12 protein-coding genes are annotated in these 16,607 nt (G+C 60.0%); 4 read left to right on the top strand and 8 right to left on the bottom strand.

What is annotated here, in order from left to right:
* Nucleotides 1-418 precede the first annotated feature (418 nt).
* Nucleotides 419-991, top strand: a complete 573-nt coding sequence (locus tag GVK95_RS13480; protein ID WP_159950445.1) for a HupE/UreJ family protein — start codon at nucleotides 419-421, stop codon at nucleotides 989-991.
* 147 nt (nucleotides 992-1,138) lie between these two features.
* Here the strand turns inward: GVK95_RS13480 and queF are convergent, their stop codons facing one another.
* From queF to GVK95_RS13495, 3 genes are all read right to left on the bottom strand, one after another.
* Nucleotides 1,139-1,603 (bottom strand): preQ(1) synthase, encoded by a 465-nt coding sequence (gene queF, locus GVK95_RS13485; RefSeq protein WP_159950447.1) that lies wholly within the window; start codon nucleotides 1,601-1,603, stop codon nucleotides 1,139-1,141.
* Nucleotides 1,604-1,607: 4 nt separating this feature from the next.
* A complete protein-coding gene (locus GVK95_RS13490; protein ID WP_159950449.1) occupies nucleotides 1,608-2,519 on the bottom strand; it encodes a cation diffusion facilitator family transporter in 912 nt (303 codons plus the stop codon).
* A gap of 139 nt (nucleotides 2,520-2,658) precedes the next feature.
* A complete protein-coding gene (locus GVK95_RS13495; protein ID WP_159950451.1) occupies nucleotides 2,659-4,848 on the bottom strand; it encodes an anthranilate synthase in 2,190 nt (729 codons plus the stop codon).
* A gap of 291 nt (nucleotides 4,849-5,139) precedes the next feature.
* Here GVK95_RS13495 and GVK95_RS13500 point away from each other — a divergent pair, with 291 nt between their 5' ends.
* Complete coding sequence (locus tag GVK95_RS13500) at nucleotides 5,140-6,075, top strand: extensin family protein (protein WP_159950453.1); 936 nt, start codon at nucleotides 5,140-5,142, stop codon at nucleotides 6,073-6,075.
* 57 nt (nucleotides 6,076-6,132) lie between these two features.
* Here GVK95_RS13500 and GVK95_RS13505 read toward each other — a convergent pair whose 3' ends face one another.
* Both GVK95_RS13505 and GVK95_RS13510 read right to left on the bottom strand, forming a co-directional pair.
* Nucleotides 6,133-8,400, bottom strand: a complete 2,268-nt coding sequence (locus GVK95_RS13505) for a TonB-dependent hemoglobin/transferrin/lactoferrin family receptor (RefSeq protein ID WP_159950455.1) — start codon at nucleotides 8,398-8,400, stop codon at nucleotides 6,133-6,135.
* 255 nt (nucleotides 8,401-8,655) lie between these two features.
* Nucleotides 8,656-10,332, bottom strand: coding sequence for a formate--tetrahydrofolate ligase (locus tag GVK95_RS13510; protein ID WP_159950457.1), 1,677 nt, complete (start codon nucleotides 10,330-10,332; stop codon nucleotides 8,656-8,658).
* Nucleotides 10,333-10,575: 243 nt separating this feature from the next.
* Here GVK95_RS13510 and GVK95_RS13515 point away from each other — a divergent pair, with 243 nt between their 5' ends.
* Together GVK95_RS13515 and GVK95_RS13520 are read left to right on the top strand one after the other, a co-directional pair.
* Nucleotides 10,576-11,094 carry a TIGR00645 family protein gene (locus GVK95_RS13515; protein ID WP_159950459.1) on the top strand — a complete coding sequence of 173 codons (519 nt, stop codon included), beginning with the start codon at nucleotides 10,576-10,578 and terminating at the stop codon, nucleotides 11,092-11,094.
* A 460-nt stretch (nucleotides 11,095-11,554) separates the two neighbouring features.
* On the top strand, nucleotides 11,555-12,205 hold the full coding sequence (locus GVK95_RS13520; protein WP_280178074.1) for a helix-turn-helix transcriptional regulator: 651 nt from the start codon (nucleotides 11,555-11,557) through the stop codon (nucleotides 12,203-12,205).
* Between the two features lie 85 nt (nucleotides 12,206-12,290).
* On the opposite strand, the gene GVK95_RS13525 is transcribed toward GVK95_RS13520, so the two are convergent.
* The 3 genes from GVK95_RS13525 to GVK95_RS13535 are packed head-to-tail and all read right to left on the bottom strand — an operon-like array spanning nucleotide 12,291 to nucleotide 16,604.
* Complete coding sequence (locus GVK95_RS13525) at nucleotides 12,291-13,400, bottom strand: DUF2333 family protein (RefSeq protein ID WP_159950461.1); 1,110 nt, start codon at nucleotides 13,398-13,400, stop codon at nucleotides 12,291-12,293.
* On the bottom strand, nucleotides 13,393-14,691 hold the full coding sequence (locus tag GVK95_RS13530; protein WP_159950463.1) for a DUF6638 family protein: 1,299 nt from the start codon (nucleotides 14,689-14,691) through the stop codon (nucleotides 13,393-13,395). Before GVK95_RS13530 ends, GVK95_RS13525 begins: the two co-directional genes overlap by 8 nt.
* Nucleotides 14,688-16,604 (bottom strand): AAA family ATPase, encoded by a 1,917-nt coding sequence (locus GVK95_RS13535; protein WP_159950465.1) that lies wholly within the window; start codon nucleotides 16,602-16,604, stop codon nucleotides 14,688-14,690. The genes GVK95_RS13530 and GVK95_RS13535 overlap by 4 nt, the downstream gene beginning before the upstream one ends.
* Between the last annotated feature and the right edge of the window lie 3 nt (nucleotides 16,605-16,607).

The following is a 16,607-nucleotide window of genomic DNA, read 5'->3' on the forward strand; positions in this document are numbered from 1 at the left end:
TAGGGCCGGGTCCGCCTGCCTGCCCCCAGTTCGTTTGATGCCATAAGACCCGAGCCTAAGCACAACCCGCCGATAGCGAAAGGTCTAAATCCGATCAAGCCGCATTCCTCCGATGAAGCGGCTGCACAGATGATTTATCGCCACAGGATCGCTTGCGACCTGCCAAGGGCCGATCACGGGCGAAATCCGGGCGAACCTGGAAACGCTTGACTGTCACCGTTCGAACGATCCACATCCCATCTGCGCCACCGACTGCCGCAGCATGCACCGCCCATCTGCGGCATTCGACGTAGTTTCGCACCCGACATTGCCATGGACAGCGCCAAACAGCTTACGTTACTGTCAAGGATGACATACAGAGACGAGGTGGCGGGACCGAACACGGCCGCCTTGAGTCGACCAAATAGAGGGACATAAAATGTTGAAACGCCTTTCCTACACAGCAGCCATTTTTGCCGCCGCCGCTGCCCCGGCCTTTGCTCACCTGAACCCGGAAGAACACGGTTCGATGATGGCAGGCCTGTCGCACCCGCTGTTCGGCGCCGACCATATTCTGGCGATGGTTGCCGTCGGCATCTGGGCCTCGCAGATCGGCGGCCGCGCGCTCTGGGCTGTGCCAACCGCTTTCGTCGGCACGATGGCCATCGGCTTTGCACTTGCTGTTGCCGGCATTGACCTGCCCTTCGTCGAACCGGCAATCCTCGCCTCGGTCATCGGCCTCGGCTTGCTGGTCGCGGCCGCCGTCCGCCTGCCGGTTGCAGCCTCTGCCGCTGTCGTCGCAGCATTCGCCCTGTTTCACGGCCATGCCCATGGTGGAGAACTCGGCACCGCCGGCGCCCTCCAGTTCGGCCTTGGCTTCCTGATCGCCACCGCCGGCCTGCATGTCGCAGGCCTCGGCCTCGGGATCGCCCTCAACCGCTTCGGCCCGGTTGTCGCTCGCCTGCTTGGCGTAGCAACCGTCATCGGTGGTGCCGCAATCGCCTTCGGCTGATTGCACACCAATATCCAGACATGCGAACGGCGGCCATTGGCCGCCGTTTCTCGTTTGATTCAAGCTCTTCGCAAATACCGGCAAACCCTTGCCGGGAGTAGCCTTTCGCCAGCACCTCACTTCAGGCTTGAAGCGTGAAAACCAGCTTCAGCCTCGGCCGCGATAAGTTGCAACGCCCTGCTCCGGCAACCAGACGCCTGCCGGCGCTTCGCCGGTCTGCCAGAAGACGTCGATCGGAATGCCGCCGCGCGGATACCAGTAGGCACCGATCCTCAGCCACTTCGGATCCAGAAGCTCGACAATGCGCTTGCCGATATAGATCGAACAATCCTCATGAAAGGCACCGTGATTGCGGAAGGCAAACAGGAACAGCTTCAGCGATTTCGATTCGACCAGCCAGTCACCGGGAATGTAGTCGATGACGATATGGGCGAAATCCGGCTGTCCGGTCATCGGGCAGAGTGAGGTGAATTCGGGCGCGGTGAAGCGCACCACGTAGTCCGTTCCGGCATTGCCGTTTGGCACCCGCTCCATCACGGCAGTCTCCGGGCTGGTCGGCGCTTCGACCGCATGGCCGAGCTGCGACAGTCCCGATACATCGGTCATGCTCATAGTCTTATCCTTTTACCGCTACGCCCACGCCGTGGGCCTCTTCGCTTTCCGGTTCCACATGGATGGTCACACGGCCACCCGGAAGCACCGCCTTGACCGCAGCTTCCAGCCGGTCGCAGATCTGGTGCGCCTCGACCACCGTCATATCGGCCGGCACCACAAGATCGAAGGCGACGAATGTCACCGCACCACCGCGCCGGGTGCGCAGATAATGCACCCCCAGCGACCCCTCTGCATTCTCGGCAATCGCTTTCTTGATCGCCTCCACGTCGCTGACCTCAACCGCCTTGTCCATCAGGCCATCGACGGAGGTGCTGATCACCTTCCAGCCCTGGAAGATGATGTTGCAGGCTACCAGGATGGCGAGAAGCGGATCGAGGATCGCATAGCCGGTGATCACGACCAGAACGAGACCGACCAGAACGCCGATCGAGGTCACCACATCCGACATGATGTGGTGGCCGTCGGCCGCAAGCGCCGGCGAGCGATGCGACTTGCCAACCCGGATCAGCGTGCGCGCCCAGATGAGATTGATCAGACCGGCAACAAAATTGATCGCCAGGCCGAGCGCCGGCGCATTCAGCACCTGCGGGTCGGCAAGTGCTGCCGCGGCCTCGTTGATGATCAACAATGCTGCCACGACGATCAGCACACCCTCGACGACCGCCGACAGGTATTCGGCCTTGTGGTGACCATAGGGATGGTCGTCATCGGCCGGCTTTTGCGCGTATCGGATGACGAAATAGGCAATAAAGGCCGCGATCACGTTGACAGTCGATTCCAGCCCGTCCGACAGCAGCGCCACCGAGCCGGTGAGCCACCAGGCCAGGAGCTTCAGCCCCATGACGCCGAACGCCAGCGGAATGCCCCAGAAGGCGAGCCGCTGAACCAGGTTGTCTTGTGTTCCGACCATCATGTTTGTCCGTGCAGATGCGAGCGAATTGCAAGGCGCAATCCCAAAATGCAAAACCGCCCGCGACGGAGCGCAGGCGGTTTTGAGTTCGCGCAGTCTAAAGCACAGAGTTTAACGGCGGGTCAACCCGCCGAAACCGGTATCAGGCGGCTTTCACCTTGGCCCGCTTCGCCAGATGCGCCACGACGTTCTCGATCATCCGCATGCCGGCGTCCTGGCCAAGCGTCATGATCGATTCCGGATGGAACTGCACGGCGGCCACCGGTTCCTTGGTGTGCTCGATGCCCATGATCGTGCCGTCTTCGCTTTCCGCCGTGATCATGAATTCGCGGGGAAGCGTCGCCGGATCGGCAAAGATCGAGTGATAGCGACCAACAGTCACTTCCTTGGCGAGACCCGAAAACACCAGACCGGGCTCAAGAATGCGGATGCGCGACGGCTTTCCGTGCATCGGAACCGCAAGCTGGCGCAACTCGCCGCCATAGGCTTCGGCCAGCGCCTGCAGGCCGAGGCAGACGCCGAAGATCGGTAATTGCCGAGCCCGCGCCTTCTTGATCGTCGCCTTGCAGTCGAAGTCCTTCGGGCTTCCCGGCCCCGGCGACAGCACGACGAGATCCGGATTGAGCCTGTCGAAAACCTCGTCCGCAACCGGCGAACGCACGGTGTTCACCGTTGCCCCCGTCTGGCGGAAATAGTTGGCAAGCGTATGCACAAACGAGTCTTCATGGTCGACCAGCAGGATATTGATCCCCTGCCCGACAGCGGCCACGCCGCGCTTGTTCTTCGCGTCATTGCCTGTCTTTGCGTCGCGAATGGCTGCAATCATGGCGGATGCCTTCAGTTCGGTTTCGGCCTCTTCTTCTTCCGGGATACTGTCATTCAGGAGCGTCGCACCGGCGCGCACTTCGGCAATGCCGTCCTTGATGCGCACGGTGCGCAGTGTCAGCCCCGTATTCATGTCGCCGTTGAAGCCGACCATGCCGATCGCCCCACCATACCAGGCACGCGGGCTCTTTTCATGCGCTTCGATGAAGCGCATGGCCCAGAGCTTCGGCGCACCGGTCACGGTAACCGCCCAGGCATGGCTGAGAAAACCGTCGAAGGCGTCCATATCGTCGCGCAACCGGCCCTCGATATGGTCGACGGTATGGATGAGGCGCGAATACATCTCGATCTGCCGACGGCCGATGACCTTGACCGAGCCCGGTTCGCAAACGCGGGACTTGTCGTTGCGGTCAACATCCGAGCACATGGTCAACTCGCTCTCGTCCTTCTTGGAGTTGAGCAGCTTGAGGATCTGTTCCGAGTCTGCGATCGGATCGTCACCACGCTTGATCGTGCCCGAGATCGGGCAGGTCTCGATGCGCCGGCCATTGACCCGGACGAACATTTCCGGCGAGGCGCCGACCAGATATTCCTGGTTGCCGAGATTGATGAAGAAGGAATAGGGCGACGGATTGATTTCCTTCAGCCGCTTGGAGATCTGCGACGGCTTGCTGTCGCAGCGTTCCATGAATTTCTGCCCTGGCACGACCTCGAACAGGTCGCCGCGGCGGAAGCTTTCCTTGGCCTTGGTGACAAGCTCGGCATATTCGCCCGGACGATGGTCGCCGCGCGGCGGGATCGTGTCGGTGTGCTCGAACGGCTCCGGTGCAATCTCTTCCGATCTGCCCTCCGTCGTCACATCGCCCTTGGTGAAATCATAGCGATCGATCCACGCCTTGGCCGAATAGTGGTCGACGACCAGGATTTCGTCCGGCAGGAAAAGCACCATGTCGCGCTGGTCTTCCGGGCGCTGCAATGACAGCTTGATCGAGTCGAACTGGAAGGCGAGATCGTAGCCGAAGGCGCCGAACAGGCCGATCGCCGCATCTTCCTCGGAATGGAAAAGATCGGCAACGGCGCGCAGCACGGTAAACACGGTCGGGATTTTCGAGCGCTCTTCCTCGGTGAAGACACGGTCCGGAACCTTGACCTCCAGATCGAGGCGCCGCTCGCTGCGGGCGCCAAGATCGAGATCGACAACGGTTGCCAGCTTGTCGGCGATCAGCGTCAGCAGTGCCTCGCCGCGGCCGTTATAGGCCTCGATCCAAACCTTGCGGCCAAAGCAGGAGATGCCAAGCGGCGGATCGACGATGGCGGTGTCCCAGCGGGTGTAACGGCCCGGATATTCGTAGTTCGACGAAAACACCGCGCCGCGCCGCTCGTCGAGCTTGTCGACATAGGTGCTGACGGCGTCGGCATAGGGTGTCGGCCGCCGCCGCCGCGTCACGGTGACACCACCGCGCGTTACATAGGCCTCGCTCCCGTCTTCCCGCATGATCGTCGACATTCCAGTCTCTCTCCGTCTTTCATGGCCCGGTTGGAAGGCGCCTGAATACAAAAAAGCCGCCTCAGGTCTGATCCGGGCGGCTTTGGGTTCAATCGTCTCAAGACATGATTGGTCAAGGCCGCGTTAGCGTACCCACCACCAAGCAATGTTGTTCAAAACGATCTTCATGGCGTTTTTGATAACCTGCTCTTTGCCCCCGCGCAAGCGCGATTCGACGCACACGCGCACCCTCGATCTGAACTTATGCCGTTCCCAACCGTTGACCCGCAGAAATCGGAGACGACAAGCGGAATGCGGAACATATCTGGTGCATGTCTGGCCATCTTCTGGCTTCTTGGCGCAGCCCTGCCGGCACAAGGCCCTGTCCCCGAAGCGAAACCACAATCCGAAGCGCCGATGGAGGCCCCAACTGAGCGCCCTGTCGACACGCCCGCAGCAACACCTGTGCCGACGCCTACGGAAAAGCCAGAGGTAACGCCGGGAGCAGATACCCCGCCAGCGCCAGAGCGGTCAAAACCCGATGGCCAGTCAGAAACCGATGGCCAGTCTTCCAACACACCATCGCCGGACAGCAAGCCAGAAGCAGCGCCGGTGCCAACGCCAGCACCCGCACCCGCACCTCCACAGGAACCGGCCGCGGAAGCGACAATTCCGATCGAGACTGAGGATGAATCGACCTACAAGGCCTGCACAGCAGCGTTGACGGCTATGGGCGCGACATTCAAGGAGGACAAGCGGGTCGACGATGGCAATGGCTGCGGCATGGACCGGCCGATTACCGTCACCAGCCTTTCACCATCCGTTGCCCTGAAGCCTGAGGGCACATTCCGTTGCGAGACAGCGCTGCAAATGGCGCGCATGACCCGTGACATGATCGTCCCCGCAGCAAACCTCAGCCTGTCCGATATGGGCGCGCTGAAATCCGTCAGCCACGCATCGGGTTATATCTGCCGCAACCGCAACAGTGCCGAGACAGGAAAGATCTCCGAGCATGCCCGCGGCAATGCAGTCGATATCGCCGCCCTCACTTTCGAGCGCGGCACAGTGCCCATGGTGATTGCCAAACAGGATGACGGCACATTCGCCGCCGCCTTCCAGCGCAGCCTGAACGCGTTTGCCTGCCTCTATTTTACCACGGTGCTCTCGCCCGGAAGCGACGCAGCCCATCAGGACCACCTCCATCTTGACGTGATCAAGCGGAAGAGCGGGTTCAGATATTGCCGGTAACGGAAAAAGGCGGCGTCCGAAGACGCCGCCCTTCCCTTACCCCCGCCGAAGCAAGACTTAGAACTTCTGCGTCAACGAGATTTTGAAGGTCCGGCCGGGTTCGGAGTAATACTCGATCGGCTGGTTGGTGTTGCCGGTGCCCGGCACCGTGGTCGGGTTGAAGTCTTTCATGCTGACCGCATTGTAATAGGTCTTGTCGAGCAAATTGTAGATGCCAGCCTGGATGCGCAGGCCCTTTGTTTGCTCGGGCTCCCACCACGCGGTCAGATCGACCACACCGTAGCCCGGCGCATCAAAGGTCGTTGCCAGACCATCATCACGCATGCCGGCCGCGGCAATGAGGCTGAGATCCGTACCCCATGTCTGCTGTTCGAAACCGAAGCCGACCACGCCTTTGAACGGGGCCACCGAGCGAAGATAGCTGTCGGCGTCCTTGTCCTTGCCGTAGGCATAGGCACCGCCGGCATGCACGAAGAGACCGTTGTCGAAGTCTTTGCGCAGACTGAATTCGAAGCCGGAAATATCCACATGCTTCAGGTTGTTGTACTGCGTCAGCATGCCATAGGTCGGGTCACCGAATGTGGTCGTCTGTTCGATGAAGTTCTTGTAGCGGCTGTGATAGGCGGCAAAACGTGCGACGAAATCGGTGAATTCGACTTTGCTGCCGATTTCGAACGAGTTCGACGTTTCCGCCTCAAGCTCCGGATTGCCGACCACGGCATATCCGGTGTTGACGAAGTCGAGATAGAGTTCGTTTACCGTCGGCGCGCGATAGGCCATCGACCACTGGGCATAGACCTGCACCTCATCGGTCAGATCGTAGCTGGCCAGCAGCTTCGGGCTGAGGCGGCTGCCATCGCTGCTCTCGGGAAGACCAGCCTTCAGATAGCCGTTGTTGATGGCATAGGCGTCCGTCAGCTTGGGTTCGTAGTCATACCAATCAAAGCGAATGCCCGGCGTCAGCGAGAAGGCGCTGTTTTCCATCGAGATCTTGTCGTCGATGTAGAAACCGAACTTCTTGCCGTCGACGTCTGGCATGTCGGACTGGTTCGACTTGAGGTTCGAGCAACCGGCTGTCACTGTGCCGAGTGTGCAGGCGTCGATGCCGGTCACGAACTGGCTCGTATCGAGCAAGGCACCATCGGCGCCGATCGTTAATTCGTGCGTCAGATTGCCGGTATTGAACTCGCTCACCACATTGCCGGTGAAACCGATGGCACTTTCCTGCAATTCGTTGTCACGCAGCCATGGCCCGGCAATGGCCCCCACACGACGTCCGGTCGCGCCGGCGTTCTTGGTTGTTTCCTGCCAGTAGACGGACAATCGAGCGGATTGCACCACGGCATCTTCAGCGGGGTTGAGGAAACTGTAGTCCAGCGAAACGCGGTCGCGCGCCGTGTCATCGAACCCGTCATATTCGCCGACGGCCCAGATCCTGCTGGAACCTGTGGTGGCGCCCGTCAGTGTCTTCAGTTCTGTATCGGAATTGTAGCGATAGCGCTCCGCCGTCAGACCGACCGTGTGGCCTCCCTCCAGTTCCTGCCGCAATTTGAAAAGCAGGTTGTTCTGGTTGAAGTCTCCAGGATTTGCCTCGGTGCGTGCTGCACCGATCGCATCGACCGTTCCCTGGTTCTGCCGCTCCTGCCCCCGCCTGTAGGTGCCTTGGAAGAGAACGGAGGTGTTCTCTATGCGCTTGGCAACCGCAGCCGAGCCACCGAAGCTCATATCTTCGCTGTCGAACGTGGCTTTCGCCATGCCGCCCCAGTCCTTGCCCTCACCGATCAGGTCTTCCGGCTCAAGGGTACGCAGAGCGATACCGCCGGCCAGCGCGCCGGAACCCAGACGACTCGAGTCCGAACCGCGCAGAACATCAAGTGTCGAGATAGACGAAAAATCAAAGCTGTCGCTGCCGCCGGCAACGTTCGTCGTGGTGGCGGGACCACCGCGTCGCGCAAAATTGTCGAGATAGGGCAGCGGGATGCCATCGATCGTCGTCAGGACGCGTGGACCGCCCAGGCCGCGGATCGTCACGCCACCCTCGGATTTGACGAAATCAACGCCCGGCTCAAGCGACCGGCCAAGATCCCTGAAACTGTTGATCTGGTTCCGCCGCAGATCCTCTGCCGTCCTCTGGCTGACCTGCGGGCTGTCGGAAACGAGTGTCTTGTTTGCTCCGCGCTTGCCCTTGACCACGATCGTGCTCAGCTGGGTATCACCATTGTCGGCCGTCGCTGCGGCCTCCTGCGACTGAGCCGGAATGGCAAATGTAATCACCGCGAGTGCGGTGCAGGCGAGCAATGCAGGTCGGAGAGACCGGAAACCCATGCGATGTTCCTTTCAGCGGCCACGACGGATCGTTCCCGCGCAGGTCATGCTGCGCGGACTGGCCAAATGGGATTGCGTCAAAATGGCGGCGACCAGAACCGGTCGCCTCATTTACGCCGTATAAAACATGATTGTTTATGTCAAGAAATAATACATGATTCTTTTAATCATGTATTATGACCACATCGGTCTCGGCAAAAATATCACAGTCATTTAGGACAGGTGGCTGAGAGCATGGGCGGAGGACATGGAGCCTCAGAACAGCCCCTCGATATAGCCTTGGTCGTTGAGGAAAATCTTCTCCGACGACGGCACCCGCGGCAGGCCGGGCATGGTCATGATTTCCCCGGTGATCGCCACGACAAAGCCGGCGCCGGCCGACAGGCGAACCTCGCGGACATGCACGACATGGCCCTCCGGCGCCCCACGCAGGGTCGGGTCGGTCGAGAACGAATACTGCGTCTTCGCCATGCACACCGGCAGGTGCCCATAACCCTGCTCTTCCCAGTTCCGCAGTTGGTCGCGCACCGCCTTGTCGCTGGTCACTTCGCCGGCATGGTAGATTTTCGAGGCAACGGTCTCGATCTTCTCCATCAGCGATAGCGCATCCGGATAAAGCGGTTTGAAATGCGAACCACCGCTATCGGCCATTTCCGCCACCCGGCGCGCCAGCTCCTCGATGCCGGCCGAACCGTCCGCCCAGTGGCGGCAGACGATCGCATCGGCGCCGAGATGCGAGACATAATCCTTCACCGCCTCGATCTCGGCATCGGTATCCGAAACGAAATGGTTGATGGCAACGACGACAGGCACGCCGAACTTGCGCACATTCGCCACGTGGCGCCCAAGATTGGCGCAGCCGCGGGTCACAGCCTGCACATCCTCGCGACCAAGCTCCTCCTTGCCGACACCGCCATTCATCTTCAGCGCGCGAACGGTCGCGACAATCACCGCTGCGGCCGGCTGCAAGCCTGCCTTGCGGCATTTGATGTCGAAGAACTTCTCCGCCCCGAGATCCGCCCCGAAACCGGCCTCGGTGACCACATAGTCGGCGAGCTTCAGCGCCGTCTTCGTGGCAATCACCGAATTGCAGCCATGCGCGATATTGGCGAAGGGACCGCCATGCACGAAGGCCGGGTTGTTCTCCAGCGTCTGCACCAGATTCGGCTGCATGGCCTCCTTGAGCAGAACCGTCATCGCGCCGTCGGCCTTCAGGTCGCGGGCAAAAACCGGGCTTTTGTCGCGGCGATATCCGATGATGATATTGCCCAGCCGCTGTTCGAGATCGTCGAGATCGGTCGCAAGACACAGAATGGCCATGACTTCGGACGCCACGGTAATGTCGAATCCGGTCTCGCGCGGATAGCCGTTGGAAGCGCCTCCCAGCGAAGACACGATCTGGCGCAGAGCCCGGTCGTTCATGTCCATCACCCGCCGCCAGGTGATGCGCCGGGTGTCGATGCCAAGTTCATTGCCCCAATAAATGTGGTTGTCGATCAGTGCCGACAGCAGATTGTGCGCCGAGGTGATGGCGTGGAAATCGCCGGTGAAATGCAGATTGATCTCTTCCATCGGCACGACCTGAGCATATCCGCCACCGGCTGCCCCGCCCTTGACCCCGAAACATGGCCCCAGCGAGGCCTCGCGAATGCAGGTGATCGCGCTCTTGCCGATCCGGTTCAGCCCGTCGCCGAGCCCGACCGTCGTCGTCGTCTTGCCCTCGCCGGCTGGCGTCGGATTGATCGCCGTGACAAGGATCAGCTTGCCGTCCGGCCGCGCCGCAAGTCCATCGATGAAAGCGGCCGAGATCTTTGCCTTGTCGTGGCCGTAGGGGATGAGGTCATCCGGCGAAATGCCGATCTTGGAACCGATGGCCTGGATCGGAAGCTTTTTCGCCGCACGGGCAATTTCGATATCGGACAAGATCGTCAAGTTTCCGTCTCCTCACATCTGTTTTGCGGCCGAAGATCGGCCCACCATGCAATCGTTGCAAGCCCGCAACCCTGACTATTTTGGCGCAGCCACACCACGACCAGTATCGGCACCGTCCGCGCGCGGCACTTCGTATCATCGACAAGGCCCGGTTGTCCGAATGCCCTGTTTAAACAATCACCCTTGTCCGGCAAGCCTTGCATCGGCTAAGTCAGGAGAAATCCAAAGCTTGCCGAGGTCGCCATGAAATCGCTGGAACTGGTCATCGAAAAAATCATTCTCTCGAGCCGCTGGATCCTGGTCGTGTTCTATCTCGGCCTGGTTGCGGCACTCGCAATCTATGCGCTGTCTTTCGGCTACAAATTCCTCAAGATCGCCAGCAACGTGTTTGCCTACGAGGAGTTTGAAATGATCCTCGCGATGCTCAGCCTGATTGATGCGGCCCTGGTCGCAAGCCTGATCGTGATGGTGATGATTTCCGGCTACGAGAACTTCGTCAGCCGGTTCGACAACGCCGGTGACGAGGTCTCCTTCCTCGGCAAGCTCGATGCCGGCAGCCTGAAGATCAAGGTCGCTTCCTCGATTGTCGCCATCTCATCGATCCATCTGCTGCAAATCTTCCTGAATGCGACAAAATACACCGACGGCCAGTTAATGTGGTTCACCCTGATCCATCTCACCTTCGTCGTCTCGGCCGTCATGCTGGGTTATCTCGAAGTCCTGATGAACAAGAAGAAGGGCGACTATCCCGACAAGGATTGATCGCCGTTCAACAACGCATCCGAGCAACACGAAAACCTCCCGCGCAGCCTTTTGCGACCACAGTCACGCAGGAATGCGGGCACCGCCACATGCCCGGGTTCCGACGCAGGACCGATGGTCCCGCGGGCAACGCGCAGATCTGCGCGCAACCGATTCTGCCACAACGAGGCGGACGGCCAAATCATACCAATGCTGTGCCGGAGCACATGCGACCACAGAGCGGCTTTAACCGTGTAAAACCTAAGGAAACAGAGTCTCGCCAATTCAAGTGGCAGCAGTGAGGAATTAGTCATATTAATACCAATACCCCTCCAAAAAGTGCTAGCTTTTCGGCACGACTGATATATTTGTGGGATAACTTACGAACAGATATCAACTTTCGAAAATATCAAAAATGCTGCCAGAACGACAGATGCTCTTGGGCGACGAAATCGGGAGCTGTCAGAGCCGCGCCGAACTCATGTTGCGTTGGCACCGGGTGGCAAAAGAATATGAGCTAGACCATGTGACGGTCACCAATGTGCCAACCTTCCAGGACAAGCTGCTCGGAAATCTGGTCCATGAAAGCACCATACCGTCCGAATTTGTGCGCGAATTCGATCGCAAAGGCTTCCTCAAGTTCTGCCCCCTGACGTCGCATGTCTCGCGAACCATCATGCACAAGACCTGGACGATCGGATCGGACGGAAAGTCGCCGGATTTCGACTGTCCGCCGGAAATGTGCGAGCTGATGTATCGCTATGGCCTGCTGATGGGTGTCATGTTCCAGACTTCGTCGATCGATGGCAGCCGCCAGATGGTTCGCTATGACGGCCGCCGGGGACCACTCGCACAGCCGGAACTGAACGAGCTGTCGATGATCAGCATTCAGGCCTTTGACGTCTTCGACCGCCTGCGTCGCACCGCCAGCACCACCAATGTCCTGTCCGCACGCGAACTTGAAGTTGTCCGCTGGACCGCCCAGGGCAAGACCTCACTGGAGATCGGCCAGATCCTGTCGCTCTCGGATCATACGGTCAACGCCTATATGACCAATGCGATCCGCAAGCTCGATTGCGTCAACCGCACCCAGCTGGTCGCCAAGGCGATCCGGATGAAGATCATCAGCTAACCAACCTTGAAGATTGACGGAAATGCAAAAGGCCCGGCATCGTGACCGGGCCTTCTTCCTATTCTATTGACTGCCGAATATCCGATCAGCGATCGAGAATGGCGCGAATCTCGACCATGTTCGAGCGGACCCGCAGGATGTAGAAGCCCATTGTGGCCAGATGGGTCGGCATGATCCAGCCGTCCTCGCGACCATTGGAAATGATCGCCGGCTGGATCCTCAGCGACGCCTGCAGCTGACGCTCCATCTCGGCCCACACAGTACCCAGATTCCGTTCGCGAATGACATTGCCGAAATCGGCACGCGCTGCCTGCAAAAGCGCATTCTGCGCATAGAGCTGGCCGAAGGAGAACCAGAAGCGGTCATCGGCGCGTGTGTCGAACCAGCCAGCATTGAACTCCTCGGAGCGGCGGCGCAGGATGTCGGACGTATTGCCGAGATCGCTCGCCATGCCGTCGAGCAGCTGCAGCAGATTGTCGGCGCGGGCATCGAACACGGCCTCGCAGTTCTCCAGCGACGCATTGAACCGGCGGAAGCTTTGCACCGCCGCGCGATAGTAGCTCGGCGTCGGCGTCTTGAAGCCGAACGGATCGGTGCCGAAATACCAGGTGCTTTCGTCGAACTGGATATTGCCGCGTGCATTCTGCAGATCGCTGTTGATACCCGACGTTCCGCGCACGCGACCGAGATTGTCGGCAAGCTGGATCGCGGTGCGACGGACCACCTGATTGACGCCTCGCTGGAACGACGCCTTGTTGTCGAAGAACGGCGTATTGTCCCAGTCCACCCCGAACAGTCCCGTCTTGTAGAGCAGCGTCGAGGAAATCCAGACATTCTGGTTGACGTTCATGTCGGTCAGATCGGCAGCGATCGTTACCAGCGACGAATTCTGGCAACGGTTCGGCTGGTCGGGCAGCGCCACGCCTGCCGCAACGGTACGCTCTTCGAGCTTGTAGGCCTGCACGAAGCCGGGGTCGAAGCCATACCAGACCTGAGTGCGCCAGATCAAAAGCCCGTAGAAGACGATGAACAGCAGGACGATTGCCAGCACCGGCCCGCGAACAAGCCAGCTCCGGCGCTGATACCAGCCATGCGCGGCCAGAAATGGCCACAACAATCCGGCGATCGCAATGCCGATCCCGCGACCGATTGCGGCGAAGACGCGCTGAAAGAACGCGATGATCGGATCAAGCATTGTTGTCGTCTCCTATGCCAAAAAGGCGTTTTCGAAAGGCGGCCTTGTCCCGCAGATAAGTGTCCGTGAGCCGTGATACAACGTATTCGCGGAAGCCATCGGAAAAACCGTCATAGGCTTGATAGAAACCCTGCTTGTCGAAGACAAAGCGCGAGACGAAATCGGCGGGCGTCAGCCGGGAAATCAGCCGATTGGTCAGCCATTGGTCTGGATGGGCTGGATCGGCCCGCACCAGCCACAGCCGGTGCTCGGGTGCAATATCCGCGACGCGCAGACTGCCGCTCCTGGCAAGGGCTCTTTGAGCCTCCTGTAACAGGGGATAGACCCCGTCCTCTGCAACAGCGCGGGCATTGCGATGCAGGAAGGTCTGCAGCCACACAGGATCGATGCGGGAAAGATCCGGCACAGGAGACTGTCCGGCCGCGACAGAAAGCACCGCCATCTCGGCCCGGTGCGCCAGGAGCCCGGATGCCTCCACCCAGCTTGCGCGGGGCAACTCGATCCGTCCGCTCTTCGCCAGAAAATCGAAGATCTGCGCCTTGTCGGTGATCGGGATATAGCTGACCTGCCATGGCCGGGAACGTCGAAACCCGGGCGCCGACGGATCGCAGATCACCGTGGTGATCTTGTCATCGACAAACACGAAGACGCCGCCGAAATGATTGGCCCAGAAGGCATCATGGCGAAAGATCACCTTGTCCGGCACCAGCACGTTCTGCCTTATGTCTCCGGTCTGCTTGGCCAGATCCACCATGCGATTGAGCAACGCGTCATCACGCCAGGCATCATTGCTCGTGGTCAACCGGTCGCACAACTGGCGCAACTCGCCGGCCTTGCCGAGCAGGTCTTCCGCCGACATGACCCGAAAACGCACTTCGTTGATTGAAAGCAGGTCTTCGAGCGTGCGCACCTCCGCGACGCTGTCTTCGATCTCGCCGTAGATTGCATCACGGATCGTCACCGCATTGATCGCCTTGGCATTGGCGGCATAGAACTCATGCATCAGGCCGGCGGTATTGGAAAAACTGGTATGCACCACCGGCAGACTGTCCTGCTCCGGCGTCATGATGATAAAGCGGCGGTTGACCTTGCCCGGATCAAGATAATCGGGATCATTGAGTTCGGCCGCGACCTGCGGCGAAAACCCAGTGATGTCGATGTCGAATTCGCTCAGTTTGGTTTCCGGCAACCCGAAGCCGGAAAGCGCCTTGTTATAGCGCGCGATCAGATGCGGCTCGGCAATCGGCAGCAGACGACCATAGATCAGTTCAGCTTCGAGCAGGCGGTTCATGCATCCCAACTCCCGTCCTGCTTCATCCGCTCGATCTCCCCGATCGCGCGCTCGCGTTGCCTTTCGCGCCGGATGATCTCGTTGACCGCTGCCTCGTCCGACTTGTCGGCATAGCGGAATTCGCTGTCGGCGTAGCGGTTGATCTCTTGGCAGATCATTTCCATCGTCACAGGACCACGCAACGCGGCGATCATCGCTTTCTTCTCGTCATACGGCTTGTGCATGAAAGCATCCGGAGCGACGAACCAGTCGTCCGGCAATTCGACATCCATCGCCCGCATTTTCACCGCATCGGTAATGTTCTTGATCGCCCGGCCGGTGAAGCGCGGCTCGGCCAGCTTGATCTCGTGCAGATAGGCGCCGACATCGGCAAGCGTCGTGATCCGGCCATGCGCCTTCTCGTAGCGCTCCCAGACCGCGACGAGCCCGTCTTCCTTCGGTCGGTCATGCTCGCCGTAGGACCGCGACACCGCCTTGGTGATTTCCTGGCCGGCAAACAATGCGTGCTCGCCGAGCGCGATGTCATGGTTCTTGCCGATCAGCAGCGAGAAGATGTCGATATAGTCTTCCCGCGACTGAGGCCCATCGACCAGCCAGCGGGCACCGGCGCGCTGGCGCAGCGCGTCGTCGACATTTTCCGGATAGTTGGAGAACATGCCGAAGGTGGAATTGCCGCGCACCACGGTCGAGGCACCGGCAAAGCTCTCCATCAGCACCGCCGTCACCTCATGCTGGCCGGACGATGCCCGGTCATCCGAGCGCTTGGCGGTCACCTGATCGACATCGTCGACCGTGCCAAAGCCGATAACGCGCGGGTTCAGCACCTTGTTGACGAAGCTCTTGGCATTTTGCCCCGACTTGCCCTGGTAGGACGAGATCTGGTCGACGCCGAAATTCTCGTAGTGAAAGGCATAACCCGCCACCTGGCAGTAGTCGTTCAGCAGGCCGGCCAGCATCTGGATCAGGATCGTTTTGCCTGTTCCCGGCATGCCGTCGCCGATGAAGGTGAAGAGGAAACCGCCAAGCTCGACGAACGGGTTCATCTGCCGGTCGAAATCATAGGCCATCAGCATCTTGGCAAGCTTCAGCGCCTGATATTTGGCGATGTGGTTGCCGATGATCTCTTCCGGTTTCTTGAAGGTCATCGACAGCGGCTTGCGCTTCGGTCCCGGCGCTGCATCAAAACCGTCCAGCGTGAAGTCATCCTGATCGACGCGTATATGACTGGTCTCGAAGACGCCAAGATGTTCGAACCGGGCCTTGCGCGACAGGAGCCCATCAAGTGCCACCTGCGCGAAGGCGCGGCAACGGCCAATCACCGTCGCATCGTCACCGGCTCCAGCCAGCGCCCCATCAAGCCCGGCGACCATGCTTTTCAAGCCACCCTGCGCCGTATCGAAGAGAAAATCCGGCTCGCGCATGCCGTTTGCTTCCGCACTCTCGCCGGAAACCGTCGAAAGCAGATAAGCGGCAAAGGCGAATGTGGCGACATAGGCCGATGATGACAGCAGCGCCTTGAAGCGTCCCGCATCCTCGCCCTGCAGCGGCGCCGTCAGGTTGCGCGCCTGCAGGCTTTCCAGTTCGGTCTGGCGGGCAAAGACATCGGCAATCGCAAGCGCAATCTGCGCACCGCGCCGAACGCGGTAGAGAACCGTATGCTGCGCCGGCGTCAGAAGCGGATCGCCACCTGCCGCCTGAATGGTCTTGACCAGCTCGACCTCGCGGGTCCGCCGCACCGAACCGGTGGACACCGTCGAGACGAAGCGCCGGTTGGTGCCGGCGATCGGAGCTGAGGATGCACCGTCACCGGCATCCAGGACAATTACGCGGGTGATCAGTCCCTGCGCCACCGCCAGATGTTTGGCGATATCGGCTTCATGCAGCGTGGTCAGTCCGGCGCTCAATTCGCTCATCTC

The organism is Rhizobium sp. 18065, assembly GCF_902706095.1.
In the GTDB taxonomy this organism is placed as follows: Bacteria; Pseudomonadota; Alphaproteobacteria; order Rhizobiales; family Rhizobiaceae; genus Allorhizobium.